General features: G+C 34.7%; 11 protein-coding genes. 6 read left to right on the top strand and 5 right to left on the bottom strand.

Features of this window, described 5'->3' with window-relative positions; all coding sequences use genetic code 11:
- Nucleotides 1-121 precede the first annotated feature (121 nt).
- Genes UMM65_RS14415 through UMM65_RS14405 form a run of 3 tightly spaced genes read left to right on the top strand, consistent with a single transcriptional unit; the run spans nt 122 to nt 4,341 of the window.
- Nucleotides 122-1,432 (top strand): DUF1553 domain-containing protein, encoded by a 1,311-nt coding sequence (locus UMM65_RS14415; protein WP_321977519.1) that lies wholly within the window; start codon nt 122-124, stop codon nt 1,430-1,432.
- A 5-nt stretch (nt 1,433-1,437) separates the two neighbouring features.
- On the top strand, nt 1,438-2,898 hold the full coding sequence (locus tag UMM65_RS14410) for a DUF1501 domain-containing protein (protein ID WP_321977518.1): 1,461 nt from the start codon (nt 1,438-1,440) through the stop codon (nt 2,896-2,898).
- A 3-nt stretch (nt 2,899-2,901) separates the two neighbouring features.
- Nucleotides 2,902-4,341, top strand: a complete 1,440-nt coding sequence (locus UMM65_RS14405; RefSeq protein ID WP_321977517.1) for a c-type cytochrome domain-containing protein — start codon at nt 2,902-2,904, stop codon at nt 4,339-4,341.
- 29 nt (nt 4,342-4,370) lie between these two features.
- Here UMM65_RS14405 and UMM65_RS14400 read toward each other — a convergent pair whose 3' ends face one another.
- From UMM65_RS14400 to UMM65_RS14390, 3 genes are all read right to left on the bottom strand, one after another.
- On the bottom strand, nt 4,371-5,384 hold the full coding sequence (locus UMM65_RS14400) for a LacI family DNA-binding transcriptional regulator (protein WP_321977516.1): 1,014 nt from the start codon (nt 5,382-5,384) through the stop codon (nt 4,371-4,373).
- Between the two features lie 277 nt (nt 5,385-5,661).
- On the bottom strand, nt 5,662-6,492 hold the full coding sequence (locus tag UMM65_RS14395) for a universal stress protein (RefSeq protein WP_321977515.1): 831 nt from the start codon (nt 6,490-6,492) through the stop codon (nt 5,662-5,664).
- A 191-nt stretch (nt 6,493-6,683) separates the two neighbouring features.
- A complete protein-coding gene (locus tag UMM65_RS14390; protein ID WP_321977514.1) occupies nt 6,684-7,514 on the bottom strand; it encodes a universal stress protein in 831 nt (276 codons plus the stop codon).
- A 161-nt stretch (nt 7,515-7,675) separates the two neighbouring features.
- Between UMM65_RS14390 and rimP the strand changes: the two genes are divergently transcribed.
- From rimP to infB, 3 genes are read left to right on the top strand one after another with little or no spacing between them, the layout of a single operon-like run.
- The gene (rimP, locus tag UMM65_RS14385; protein ID WP_321977512.1) at nt 7,676-8,134 is read left to right on the top strand and encodes a ribosome assembly cofactor RimP; all 459 of its coding nucleotides are present in this window, start codon (nt 7,676-7,678) and stop codon (nt 8,132-8,134) included.
- 10 nt (nt 8,135-8,144) lie between these two features.
- A complete protein-coding gene (gene nusA, locus UMM65_RS14380; protein ID WP_321977510.1) occupies nt 8,145-9,392 on the top strand; it encodes a transcription termination factor NusA in 1,248 nt (415 codons plus the stop codon).
- A 60-nt stretch (nt 9,393-9,452) separates the two neighbouring features.
- A complete protein-coding gene (gene infB, locus UMM65_RS14375; RefSeq protein ID WP_321977509.1) occupies nt 9,453-12,209 on the top strand; it encodes a translation initiation factor IF-2 in 2,757 nt (918 codons plus the stop codon).
- Nucleotides 12,210-12,347: 138 nt separating this feature from the next.
- Here infB and UMM65_RS14370 read toward each other — a convergent pair whose 3' ends face one another.
- Both UMM65_RS14370 and UMM65_RS14365 read right to left on the bottom strand, forming a co-directional pair.
- A complete protein-coding gene (locus UMM65_RS14370) occupies nt 12,348-12,989 on the bottom strand; it encodes a hypothetical protein (RefSeq protein WP_321977507.1) in 642 nt (213 codons plus the stop codon).
- 187 nt (nt 12,990-13,176) lie between these two features.
- Nucleotides 13,177-14,244: a trypsin-like peptidase domain-containing protein gene (locus UMM65_RS14365; RefSeq protein WP_321977505.1), complete on the bottom strand. Its 1,068-nt coding sequence runs from the start codon at nt 14,242-14,244 to the stop codon at nt 13,177-13,179.
- Nucleotides 14,245-14,269 lie beyond the last annotated feature (25 nt).

Here is a 14,269-nt window from a genome sequence, read left to right as displayed (position 1 = left end):
ACAAGATAAAATTACTGAGATGGTAAACCAACTAACTCCTGAACTTATAAAATCTATCACCAGTTATCAATTATACACTAAAACATTTTTTGAGTATTTTTAAATCAGAAATGGTATAACTTTGGAGTGTGCCAAGTGTCATGACCATAAATACGACCCTCTATCACAGAAAAATTATTTCGAAATGTATTCCTTTTTTAATAATGTAAAAGAAAAAGGTTTGCAGTGGAATGCTGTGGAAGCAGCCGATAGAAATTATTTTGCCGATGCTCCCTATATTACCATTTCTGATGAAGATACTGAGAATATACTATCCTTTGTCAATAAAAAAGAAGCTGAGTCCGTAAATGTAATGGTAATGAACGATTCTTTGTCCAGAGAAACGTTTGTTTTCAATCGAGGCGAATATGATCAACCTGCCGAGAAAGTTACTTTTAACACACCTAAAATTATCCTTCCGTTTACAGATAAGTATCCCAAAAACAGATTAGGCCTGGCAATGTGGATGACCGATGAAAACAATCCATTAACCGCAAGGGTTTTTGTGAATAGAACTTGGGAAATGTTGTTTGGAGTAGGTTTGGTAGAGACTGTTGAGGATTTTGGTGTACAAGGGAGTTTGCCTACGCATCCCAAATTATTAGATTGGCTTGCCAAAGATTTTATGGAACATGATTGGGATATAAAGTATCTCATCAAAAAGATAATGCTCTCCGCCACATATCAGCAGACTTCGGTGGCATCAAAAGCACAAAAAAAAGCCGATCCTGAAAATAAATTATTGGGTAGGGCACCCAGATTTAGAATGACAGGTGAAATGATTCGCGATTATTTTTTAACAACAAGCGGTTTATTAAATCCAGAAATTGGTGGGCCAAGTGTGCGACCTTACCAGCCAGCGGGACTTTGGGAAGAAACCAACGCAGGTGGTAATAGAGGTACGCTGACAAAATACATACCTGATACCAATGAAAAATTGTACAGAAGGTCTTTATATACTTTTTGGAAAAGAACACTACCGCCACCTGGTATGACTATATTTGACGCACCAACCCGAGATTATTGCGAAGTACGACGACAAAAAACAAATACACCTTTACAAGCACTTGCTTTGCAAAATGATGTACAAATGTTAGAAGCGGCCAGAGTATTGGCACAAAAAACTTTACTGAACAATAAAGACTCAGAAGAGCTTGTAAAGACAATTTTTAAACGCATCTTACTGCGTACCCCGAAAGAAAAAGAGTTAGAAGTATTAAAAAAATACCACAACGAAACGCTTATGAAGTATTCATCTTCCATAGAAGATGCAGAAAAATTGATAGCTCAAGGAGAGTATAAACAGCTAGAAACGGATCCGGTTAAAACAGCTGCTTTAATGCTTACAGCTCAGGTAATATATAATTTAGATGAAACCATTACTAAAGAATAAAAAATATGGATGATGACAATAAAAAATCGGAAGATCCTTTGAAAATAAACCGAAGGCATTTTTTTTCCCAATTAAGTGTGGGCATCGGTTCTTTGGCATTGGGTTCTCTTTTAATTCCAGATTTATTTAGTAGTAAAGATCCAGGGTTGATTACCCATCAATTGGGAATTCCGCAATTTGCACCCAAAGCGAAGCGTATTATTTATCTTTTTCAAGCGGGAGCCCCTTCTCAATTAGAATCTTTTGATTATAAGCCGACGTTAAAAAAACGTATGGGTGAAGATTTGCCAGATTCTATACGTAACGGACAGCGTTTAACTGGGATGACTTCGGGCCAAGATAAATTTCCATTAATGCCTTCTGCCGTTAATTTTAAACAGTACGGCAAAAGTGGTGCTTGGGTAAGTGATTTTTTCCCTCATATTGGAAAAATTGCAGATGAACTTTGCTTTGTAAAAAGTATGCATACAGAAGCTATAAACCATGATCCGGCAATTACCTTTTTTCAAACAGGAAGTCAGCAATCAGGCCGACCAAGTATGGGGTCTTGGATGAGTTATGGATTGGGTAGTGAAAATAAAAACCTACCTTCTTTTGTGGTGTTAACTTCCCGAGGAAAAGGCAACAGCCAAGGGTTGTACTCCAAACTGTGGTCAAGTGGTTTTTTAGATAGTAAGCACCAAGGTGTGTTGTTGCGATCAGGTAAAGATCCTGTCTTGTATTTGAACGACCCAGACGGATTATCACGTTCAGATAAAAGGCATTTATTGGACAATGTGTCCTCATTAAATAAAATACATCATGTTGATACGGGTGATGATGAAATAGAATCTAGAATTGCCCAATATGAAATGGCATATCGCATGCAAATGTCTGTGCCAGATGTTATGGATATTAAACAAGAACCCGAACACATAATAAAATTATATGGCGAAGATTGCCAAGTTCCAGGGACTTATGCAGCCAACGCTTTACAAGCAAGAAGATTGGCGGAAAATGGTGTACGTTTTATACAATTGTATCATCAAGGATGGGATCAGCATGGAGGACTTCCTCATGAAATGGCGGGACAAGCAAAAGATGTAGATCAGGCATCGGCAGCCTTAATTTTAGACTTGAAACAACGCGGTATGTTAGAAGATACTTTGGTGGTTTGGGGAGGCGAATTTGGCAGAACCAATTATTGTCAAGGTAACTTTGATCCTAAAAATTACGGTCGTGATCATCACCCTAGGGCATTTAGTATTTGGATGGCAGGTGGCGGTATAAAACCAGGAATTACCTATGGCAAAACAGATGAGTTTGGTTATAATGTTGTTGAAAATCCGGTTCACATTAACGACTTCCATGCTACTCTAATGCACGCCATGGGCATAAATCATGAAGAACTCACTTACAAATATCAAGGTAGAAGGTTTAGGCTTACAGATGTTGCAGGAGATGTGGTCAAAGATATTTTAACATAGTATATGGATCGTACAAATTCAATTCGTGGGTTAGATTATCTAATTTTTGGTCTTACCGTATTTCTTATTTTCTGTTCAATTTTTGAATCGCAATTACAACTTCCCAATCTAGTAGCTTGGCTAGGCAGATGGCATCCGTTGGTGCTTCATTTTCCAATCGTACTTTTACTTATAGCCATTTTTTTAGGTTTAACAGGTAAAAACATTCCATATGTACTGCTAACAGCGGCAACATTATCGGCATTAATTACTGCAGTTACCGGATTTATGTTAGGCATAGAAGCGTCCAGCAAAGGCGATTTATTACAATGGCATCAATGGTTGGGTACTGCTGTGGCATTGTTATCAGTACTTTGGTATTGGATTTTTACGAGTGTGGCAAAAAGGCCAATTCTGCAAAAAATAATTCAAGTATTTTTATTGATAACAGTAATATTTGCAGGGCATTATGGCGGTATGGTTACGCATGGTGAAGATTTTTTAGCTATTCCTAACAAAAAAAATAAAAAGATAGAAATTCCAGAAAACCCACTCATTTATTCACACATTGTACAGCCAATTTTGGATGATAAATGCGTTTCTTGTCACAATCCCAATAAAAAGAAAGGAGAATTGTTACTTACCGATTTTTTAGCCTTACAAGAAGGAGGTGAAAATGGAGTAATTATAGATAAAACAAATTTGAATAATAGTGAATTGCTAAATAGATTGCACCTTCCACTAAAGGACGAAGACCATATGCCACCTGAAGGGAAACCCCAATTAAACGAAGATGAACTTATCATTATTGAACGATGGGTTGCCTTAGGAGCTTCCGACACTTTGCAATTGAATCAGCTCTCAAATAATGATATTTTAGTCCCAATAATAAACAAATTGAAAAATCCTAAAAAGAAGAAAAGTTGGGCTGACCTTCCAGAGGTTGATGACGAAACTATTGAAAAATTAAATTCTGATTATATAAATATTACAAGAATTGCTTCAAAAAGTAATGCATTGAATGTGCTTGTTTTTTCACCACCAACATATTCTGACTCGCTATTTATGCTTTTGCAACCTATTTCTAAAAATACAGTTCAGTTAGATGCTAGCGAACTACCTTTAAGCGAAATTGCTATTAATATTATTGCTCAATTTAAAAACCTAGAATGGTTAGAGCTTGATAAAACCCCTATTACGGATGTCGAAGTTGAAAAACTAAAACCTTTAACTAAATTAGAGATATTAAAAGTATATAATACTGCTATCACTGACAAGAGCATCGCTGTAATCGAAAATTTTCATAATCTGAAAAGTTTATTTGTAACAGAAACAAAAATTACTAAAACTAGACTTGATGAGTTTAAAAAAACAAATCCTGATGTAGTCGTAGAGGATGGTATCGATAAAGAAATTGAAGAATTTTTTACCCAGAAGGATACCGCAACGGTGGAAGAGAAATAAAATAGTTGATCAGATTAATTAGGAGCCTTTCAACTCGTCTCCCTAACCAATAAATTTGTTTTTACAACAGCTGTCCTATATTCAACTTTATTTTTTAAAGCCAATCTCTCTATAAGTGTTTTAGCAGCTTTTTGGCCTATTTCAAAGGCATTTTGGTCTATTGTACTTAATTTTGGGTAAGAAAGTCTCGAAATTTGATCGTCAGAAAAGCCTATAATTGCAATATCTTTAGGAATAGAGCAATCGTTTTGTTGTGCAATTTTTATTGCTGTTACCGCAGAAACATTATTTGTGGTTAGCACACCATCAATGTTATCATATTTATCAAATAGTGCTTTTATTGCACTATCATAATCGGCTTTATCGGTAATTTTTATAATAATCGGTTCGTTTTTATAATTAGAGTGTTTTTTCAGGGCATCTTTGTATCCATTTGTTCTTTGCTTTCCAATATCTAGTTTACTAACTGTACTAATTAATGCTATTTTTTTCCGACCTTGGTTCAACAAGTAATTTGTGGCGTTGAAAGCCGCTTCAAAATCATCGATAATTACCTTGTCACAATCTACATTTTCTGAAACGCGATCAAACATTACAATCGGGTAACCTTCATCAATAATTTTTTTAAAATGAGAATGGTGTTTTTCACGTTGAGTTTCGCGGGCAATGGAAAGGATAAAACCATCTACACTACCATCGCTCAGCAGCTCTAAGCTTTGTAGTTCTTTTTGATATTTGTTATTAGAAAGACAAATAATAATTTGATAACCGTTCTTATTGGCTTCATCTTCAATGCCCAACAATACTTTAGAGAAAAAATAATTTAAAATATTAGGGATAATTACACCAATGGTTTTGGTCTGACTATTTTTTAGGCTCAATGCCATTCTATTGGGACGGTAATTGAGTTTTTTGGCTAATGCTTGTACCCTTATAATAGTATTCTCATTTATTTCATAACTATTTTTCAATGCTTTTGAAACTGTAGAAATGGATAAATTAAGTTCTTTAGCGAGTTGTTTTAAAGTAACTTGGTTGCTCATAAAAGATATACTAGCTTAGTAATTTGATCCAAAAATAATGAATCAGAAGCATTTTTGTACTTAAATTGTCAAATTTGATGGACTTTGAAGAAAAGCTCTATTCTAAGTAGAGATGAATCTATCTATATAATTATTTCAAATTTTATTTCGGTGTCAGGTTGAAGGGAGTCATAACCCACCTAATAGAGTTAATAATTTATAAGTTCTCGACTCCGCTCGAACGGACAATCTTTTATAAACCAATATTTAAAAACAATAGATTATATGTCGAACCTTTTTAAATCTTAAACGTCACAACAGGCCTCAATGCATGATTGGCCAATTCTTTACTAATACTTTCATTAAACAATTGTGATAGGCCACTTCTGCCATGTGTATTTATGGCAATAACATCTGCATTAATTTCTTTACCGTAATTTAAAATACCCTCCTCTATGCTAGTATCATTATAAATGTTGACAGAATAATCGTCAAGGTTAAATGCAGAGATAAAATTATCGAGTTTTTCTTTGGAATCTCGTGTAGGTTCAAAATTATGAATGGTATTTATGTACAGAAAATGGATTTTGGCACCGAAAAGTTTTGCAAAATCTATTACTTTATGAAAATTATTTTTGCTGTCCTCACCGAAATCAGAAGCAAAAATCATGTCTTTAATGTCAAAATTATCAATATCTTGTTTAATAACCAATACGGGAATATCAGATTGCCGTACTACTTTTTCGGTATTGGATCCCACTAACATTTCTTTAATGCCAGTAGCTCCTTGCGAGCCCATAACAATAAGCCCTACATTGTTTTTGCTACTTTCTTCAATAACACCTTGAAAAGCTTTTTTAAAAATTACTGACTCAATCACGTTAATACCATCGAAAAAAGGAAATGCTTTAAACTCACCAAACTTTTTATGGATTGTTTTCATATAAAATATGGTCTGTGCACCACCACCTAAATTACCATCGATCATAGGGTCAACCGAAGTTGAGGGGATGTCTAACATGTGCAGTAAAATAATTTCACTATTTGTTTTTTTTGCTATGGAGGCTGCAACTTTACAGGCATATTTTGCTTCGTCAGAAAAATCAATGGGTACGAGTATGGTTTTCATAAGGCATAGTTTAAATTCCTCTAAAATAATCATTTTTTTTAACAAAAAAAGCCCTTTTAAAAAAGAGCTTTGTTTAGAACGGATTTAAACTTTTTCCATTTGCTAAAAAATCACTAATTTTCGCTTAAACGCGAAAAGTTTAAATCAGTTCTTAATTTATTATTTCAATCAACAATTATATAATTGTTATTTTAAATTTTAAATGTTACCACTGGTCGCAAGGCGTGGTTTGCTAAATCTTTACTGATACTTTCGTTAAACAATTGAGCTAAACCACTTCTGCCATGGGTATTAATGGCAATAATGTCTGCATCTATTTTTTTGCCGAAATTTAAAATGCCTTCTTCAATAGTTACATCATTATACGTATTTAAGGTATAATTTTTAAGATCAAAATCGCCAATAAAATATTTTAATTTAGCATTGGTTACTTCGGTAGGCTCAAAATTTCTGGCAGTATTGATAAATAGCAAATGCAATTTTGCATTAAAAGTATTTGCAAAATCAATTACGTCCTGAAAAGATTTTTTACTTTCTTCACTAAAATCGGAAGCGAAAATTATATCGTCTATCTTAAAGTTTTCAACATCTTGTTTAATGACCAGTACGGGTATATGCGATTGCCTTACCACTTTTTCGGTATTTGAGCCTACTAACATTTCTTTTAGCCCAGTAGCTCCTTGTGATCCCATTACGATTAAATCAACGTCATTGGTCCTGCTTTCTTCGATAACACCTTCAAAAGCTTTATGGAATTTTACATTTTCGTTTAATTTTATACCATCAAAAAAAGGTTGTTTCTTTAATTTTTCAAAACGCTTATGAATGCCTTTCATAAAAAGAATGGTTTGAGCTCCACCTCTGGAAATATCCGATTCTATTGGATCAATAGCATCGGTAGGAATGTCTAACATGTGCAGTAAAATAATTTCACCACCTGTTTTTTTAGCAATAGAAGCCGCCACTTTACAAGCATACATGGCTTCATCGGAAAAGTCGATCGGGACTAATATTTTTTTCATGATTTCGGGTTTTTAAGTATGTTTAGCCTAAAGGTATTATATATAACGATAAAAAACAATGATTCTTGTCATTGTAAAATAGAATTTATATATTTGCACACGAAAACAAAGATATTAAAGAATGGAGGGGACGCAAAGTCCCCTCTTTTTATATAAAAAAAGTGAGGGAGCAAGTAGAAAAATTAGTTGAAGAGGCTTTAGCAGAAAATCCTAAATTGTTTTTAATCGATCTAAAAATCTCACCAAGTAATAGTATTAATGTTGTTGTTGATGGAGACGAAGGTATTTCTATAAAGGAGTGTATAAGGATTAGTCGAAACATTGAGCATAATTTAGATAGGGAAACTACTGATTTTTCTTTAGAAGTATCTTCACCAGGACTGTCAGAACCAATAGTTAACAATAGACAGTTCAATAAAAATTTAGGTAAAACTTTAAAGGTTAAAACAGAAACCGATACTTTTGAAGGGAAACTTTTAGAAGTAAATGACGAAGGTATAGTCTTAGAATGGAAAGTTAGGGAACCAAAACCAGTAGGTAAAGGAAAAATAACTGTCGTTAAAAAGGCAGAATTACAATTTGATAGTATAAAACAAGCAAAAGTGAAATTAAAATTTTAATTGAAAGAGAATGGAAAACATCGCGTTAATAGAGTCTTTTTCTGAGTTTAAAGATGATAAGAGTATTGATAGAGTAACGCTTATGGCGATACTGGAGGATGTATTCAGAGCTGCATTAAAAAGAAAGTACGGTTCTGATGATAATTTTGATATTATTATAAATCCCGATAAAGGCGATTTAGAAATATGGAGAAATAGAGTAGTGGTAAATGATGGTGAAGTAGAAGAACCTAACGAAGAGATATCATTATCCGATGCTCGTAAAATTGAGCCGGATTTTGAAGTTGGTGAAGATGTGTCAGAAGAGGTAAAATTAGAAGACTTGGGCAGAAGAGCGATTTTGGCATTGCGTCAAAATCTGATTTCTAAAATCCATGAACACGATAATACAAATGTCTTTAAGCAATTTAAAGATCTAGAAGGCGAAATTTATAGTGCAGAAGTACATCATATTAGGCATAATGCCGTAATTTTATTGGATGATGAAGGTAATGAGATCGTATTGCCAAAAAGCGAGCAAATAAAATCTGATTATTTTAGAAAAGGAGAATCTGTTCGTGGTATTATAAAGTCGGTTGAATTACGGGGTAATAAACCAACTATTTTAATGTCCAGAACCGCACCAGAATTTTTGGTAAAATTATTTGAACAAGAAATTCCAGAAGTATTTGATGGTTTAATTACCATTGAGCGTGTAGCAAGAATTCCTGGTGAAAAAGCTAAAGTAGCCGTTGATTCTTACGATGATAGAATAGACCCAGTCGGGGCTTGTGTAGGTATGAAAGGGTCTAGAATCCACGGTATTGTACGTGAGTTGGGCAACGAAAATATTGATGTTATTAATTATACAAAAAACGATCAAATATTTATTGCAAGAGCATTAAGTCCTGCTAAAGTAACCTCTATGGAAATTAAAGAAGCCGTAGAAGGTGAAAAACCAAGAGTTGATGTATTTTTAATGCCAGATCAGGTTTCCAAAGCTATTGGTAAAGGTGGTGTAAATATTCGTTTGGCGAGTCAATTAACGGGTTATGAGCTTGATGTACAACGTGAAGGAATTGCGGATGAAGATGTAGAATTAACAGAATTTTCTGATGAAATAGAAGCATGGGTAATTGCCGAGTTTAAAAATATTGGTTTGGATACGGCAAGAAGTGTCCTTGAATTGGATGTAAATGAGCTGGTTAAAAGAACTGACTTAGAAGAGGAAACCATAATCGATGTTCAAAAAATATTAAGAGAAGAGTTTGAAGATTAATGTTTTTGAAACCTTGTAATCGGTAAAGAAAGAACGTAAAGTAGTAATTTAAATAAGTATATGGCTGAAAGTAAAACATTGAGGCTTAATAAAGTTTTAAGGGAATTAAACATCTCATTAGATAGAGCTGTAGAGCATCTTGCCAATAAAGGCTTTGACGTAGATGCAAGACCTACAACCAAAATTTCTAGTGAGGTTTATGCTGTGCTGTTGGATGAATTTCAAACTGATAAAAGTAAAAAGGTAGCTTCTAAAGAAGTAGGAGAAGAAAAACGTAAAGAGAAGGAAGCATTGCGTATAGCCCAAGAAGAAGAGCAAGAGAAAAAACGCTTAAAGCAAGAGGCTAAAAAGGAAATCTATAAAACCGAATCTGAAAAACTGGCTGGTGTCAAAACCGTTGGTAAAATAGATATTGATGGTAAAAAAGCTACTAAAGAGGAAGTAAAACCAAAGGTAGAAGCAGAAAAACCAGCTAAAAAAGAAGTTGCAAAACCAGAGGTTATTAAAAGAGAAAAACTATCAGGACTTAAGCAAGTTGGTAAAATAGATTTAGACAAGAAAGATAAAAAGAAAACTGATAAAAAGACTGAATCAAAACCTGAAGAGAAGGTAGAAGATGTAGTTGAGGAAACGGTAGAGGAACCAGAAAAAATAGAAACGAAATATCAAAAATTATCTGGACCTAAACAAGTTGGTGAAAAGATAGATTTAAAACAGTTTGAAAAGACTAAAAAGAAAACTGAGAAAAAAGATAGTTCTGAGAAAAAAGATAAAAGCGAAACAAGTAGAAGAAAACGAAAAAGAATAAATAAACCTGTAAGTGGTAGTGGCAGTTTACGATCAGGAAACGGTAGTGGCTTTAAATCTAACGGTAAAGGCAGAGGAAGAAAAAATGTAACAAAAGAAGAGCCATCAGAAGAAGATGTTCAAAAGCAAATTAGAGAAACCTTAGAAAAACTTCAGGGTAAATCTAAAAAAGGAAAGGGTGCTAAGTACCGAAGAGAAAAACGAGATCAACACCGTCAACAAACGGAAATCGATCAAGAAATTGCAGCCGCAGAAAGTAAAACAATAAAAGTTACCGAGTTTGTAACGGCAAGTGAATTGGCAACAATGATGAATGTATCGGTTACCGATATTATTTCTGCATGTATGTCTTTAGGAATGATGGTAACGATGAACCAGCGTTTAGATGCTGAAACACTTACTATTGTTGCCGAAGAATTCGGACATGAAGTAGAATTTGTAAGTGCAGAAGTTGAAGAAGCCGTGGAGGAAGTTGAAGACAGACCTGAAGACCTAGAGCCTAGAGCTCCAATAGTAACGGTAATGGGTCACGTAGATCACGGAAAAACATCTTTATTAGATTATATTAGAAATGCAAATGTTATTGGTGGAGAGTCAGGAGGTATAACCCAGCACATCGGTGCTTATAGCGTAACTTTACCTAACAAACAAAAAATAACATTTTTAGATACGCCAGGTCACGAGGCGTTTACCGCCATGCGTGCACGTGGTGCTCAAGTAACGGATATTGTAATTATTGTAATTGCTGCAGATGATTCTATAATGCCTCAAACAAAAGAAGCGATTAGCCATGCCCAAGCGGCGGGAGTTCCATTGGTTTTTGCCATAAATAAAATTGATAAACCTGATGCTAATCCTGACAAAGTGAAGGAAGAGTTGGCTCAAATGAATATTTTAGTTGAGGATTGGGGCGGTAAAGTGCAGTCTCATGATATTTCGGCTAAAGTGGGTACTGGTGTAGATGATTTGTTGGAAAAAGTAATGCTTGAAGCGGAATTGCTAGAGTTAAAGGCAAACCCTAATAAGAATGCCATAGGAACAGTTGTTGAAGCACTGTTGGATAAAGGTAAAGGGTATGTTTCAACAATCTTAGTCGAAGCAGGTACGTTAAAAATTGGTGATTATCTTTTAGCAGGTAAGCACAGTGGTAAAGTAAAGGCCATGCATGATGAACGTGGTAAAAGTGTTAAAAAGGCAGGACCATCAACCCCAGTTTCTATTTTAGGTCTGGATGGTGCCCCGCAAGCAGGTGATAAATTTAGGGTGTTCGATGATGAACGCGAGGCCAAGCAAATTGCTTCTAAACGAGATCAATTACAACGTGAGCAATCTGTTAGAACACAACGCCATATTACATTAGATGAAATTGGACGAAGAATTGCATTGGGCGACTTTAAAGAGCTTAACATAATCCTTAAAGGAGATGTGGATGGTTCTGTAGAGGCCTTAACAGATTCGTTACAGAAACTATCAACAGAAGAGATTCAAGTAAATATAATCCATAAAGGCGTTGGTGCCATAACGGAATCTGATGTGTTATTGGCCTCGGCTTCTGACGCTATCGTTATCGGGTTTAACGTAAGGCCTTCTGGAAATGCACGTCAGTTAGCGGATAAGGAAGAAATAGACATCAGAAATTATTCTATTATTTATAAAGTAATTGACGAAATTAAAGATGCTATGGAAGGTATGCTTTCTCCAGAAATGAAAGAGGAAATTACCGGTAACGCCGAAGTTAGGGAGACCTATAAAATTTCTAAAGTGGGTACAATTGCCGGATGTATGGTTACGGACGGTAAAATATTCAGAAATTCTAGCATTAGAATTATAAGAGATAGCGTTGTAATTCATGATGGTGAATTAGCCTCATTAAAACGATTTAAAGATGATGCAAAAGAGGTAGCTAAGGGTTACGATTGTGGTATCCAAATCAAGAATTTTAATGATATAAAAGAACTCGATGTTATTGAAGCTTACCAAGAAGTAGCAGTTAAAAAGAAATTGAAATAGTAGAACCCAGAAAGGGTTTTCGCCTTTGCTTTTCAAGCTACGGACGGACAAATAAAATCCTTTCTGGGTTAGATAATAGAAACAAAAATCCGCCCCAAGTAATCGGGGCGGATTTTTTTATGATATATATGGATAGAATTATTTAAAATCAGAAGTTTTTAAGACATCCATCAACTTTTCCAGTTGGTCATCGGTACCATAGGTGGCTACATAAAGTAGAGCAAACCCGTTGATTACCGTAGCCATATAGCGTTGGTTAATTTTCATACCTTGCATGGTCATAACAGCATCAAAATAGTGAAATGTCTTACCATCAACGTCCATTGTTTTGGTGTCGCCATTTACAACTATGGGAACATTGTTCTTGGTAAATTGTTTTTTACTGGCTTCTAAATAAGCATTTCCATCATTTACGGAAATACCGGCTATACCTAAATTTTCGGCAACTAACGTAAAGTTGGCGTTCATAACATTTGGGTCAGAATGTGTAGCAATATCAAATTGTGAGGCCATTAATAAATTTGCAGAAGTAATTTCTGCTGCCTTTACTGTTTTTGCCAGTTTTTCGCCACCAAGTGCTTTTGCACCTTCTTCGCTCAGCTGTTTTTGAGTTTGCTCATCTTGTATAAACCAACCTTCGGGAATATCCATGGTATGACCAAAAAAGTCATTGGTGTATTTGTTGTTTTCTATTTTTCCATAGTCAAAATCTGAAGGAATTTCTCGTCCGCAACTTATTAAAGTTAAGGTACATACGGCAATAAATAAAATTTGTTTCATTGTTTTCATAATTTTAGTTTTAATTTGATTAACTGATTATTTTTATACAAAGATGCTATGCGTAGGAAATTTTTTTTAGCCCGAAACAAGGTTATTTGAAGCCCCTGAAAATTGGGGTGCAGTTAATAATAATTATAAAATAAAAAATGCCTTCAATTTCGTGAAGGCATTTGAAAATTAATATGTTTTAAACTTTAGCGGAGATGGACATTTCGCATCCATAAGTATCTACAAAAAAGTCATCTAAATCATCTGCTTTTAGTGCCAAGTTCTTAATATTTTCTTTTATTTCATCAGCATGATCCGAGTAAATATCGGATAAATGTGTGCGATATGATAGGAAAATGGTATTGTCATATATGCCCAGAGAATAAGGGCTAACATTGTCCTTTAAAAGATAATCTAAAATTTCCTGTAAATTTTGTTTAGGTAATTTGTTCAACGGTGACGTGGCAAAAAGATAATTTCGGTTATACACAAAAATCCGTATTTGAGCACTTCCTTGGTGGAACTCCCAAAAATCCCTTCCTGCCCTAGCAATTACAGGATTCATATCTAATTCTTCCAAAGTAGATTCAACGAAGTTGGCAAAATGCGATTTTTCAAATTCTTCAAACAACGAAATACCAATATCGCTACCACAGTTTACGCAAAATTCGGTTTCTTGGACGGTATAGCTGTCACATGAATTACACTTGACGTGGTATGCAATATCCGTACTTATAAAGTCATTTATTTCTTTTATAACATCCAAATGTTTAATACCGAACCCTACATTGTCAGCATCGGTAAATTTAGAAGTAGTTACACCCATTAAGTTACCAGCCTCATTTAACATAGGGCCACCAGAATTTCCTGGATTCACGGCCGCATCCGTTTGTATAAAATGCCTGTTACCCATGGGTTGGCTAACGGAAGACACAATTCCTTCGGTTACGGTATAAGGCATTCCGAAGGGATAACCGTTTATAAATATTTTTTGAGTATTTACAATTTCAATATTTTCGTCTAGCGTAATACCTATTTCTTTGTTTTCATAACCGTCTATGTGTAAAAAAGCCAAGTCAACATCACGATTTACCATGACTACTTTTGCCACATATCGGTCTTTTTTAAAATCTTCAACGGCAACTTCCTTATTGCCCTGAATGACGTGGTAGTTGGTAATTATATGATTGTTGCCAGCAATGGTAAATCCACTCCCCGTACCTGATCCTGTAATTATTTTATATATTGATTTTTCTATATTTTGCATGATTTCTTGTTTTTAATTAAATATT

It is taken from the genome of Aureibaculum koreense (genome assembly GCF_034296135.1).
In the GTDB taxonomy this organism is placed as follows: Bacteria; Bacteroidota; Bacteroidia; order Flavobacteriales; family Flavobacteriaceae; genus Aureibaculum.
This window is presented reverse-complemented; position numbering and strand designations above follow the sequence as displayed.

Bases quoted from the DNA above. Each gene is read 5' to 3' on its own strand.
- UMM65_RS14410 (WP_321977518.1), top strand. From the start codon at position 1,438: ATGGATGATGACAATAAAAAATCGGAAGATCCTTTGAAAATAAACCGA.
- UMM65_RS14405 (WP_321977517.1), top strand. From the start codon at position 2,902: ATGGATCGTACAAATTCAATTCGTGGGTTAGATTATCTAATTTTTGGT.
- UMM65_RS14400 (WP_321977516.1), bottom strand. From the start codon at position 5,384: ATGAGCAACCAAGTTACTTTAAAACAACTCGCTAAAGAACTTAATTTA.
- UMM65_RS14395 (WP_321977515.1), bottom strand. From the start codon at position 6,492: ATGAAAACCATACTCGTACCCATTGATTTTTCTGACGAAGCAAAATAT.
- UMM65_RS14390 (WP_321977514.1), bottom strand. From the start codon at position 7,514: ATGAAAAAAATATTAGTCCCGATCGACTTTTCCGATGAAGCCATGTAT.
- nusA (WP_321977510.1), top strand. From the start codon at position 8,145: ATGGAAAACATCGCGTTAATAGAGTCTTTTTCTGAGTTTAAAGATGAT.
- infB (WP_321977509.1), top strand. From the start codon at position 9,453: ATGGCTGAAAGTAAAACATTGAGGCTTAATAAAGTTTTAAGGGAATTA.
- UMM65_RS14370 (WP_321977507.1), bottom strand. From the start codon at position 12,989: ATGAAACAAATTTTATTTATTGCCGTATGTACCTTAACTTTAATAAGT.
- UMM65_RS14365 (WP_321977505.1), bottom strand. From the start codon at position 14,244: ATGCAAAATATAGAAAAATCAATATATAAAATAATTACAGGATCAGGT.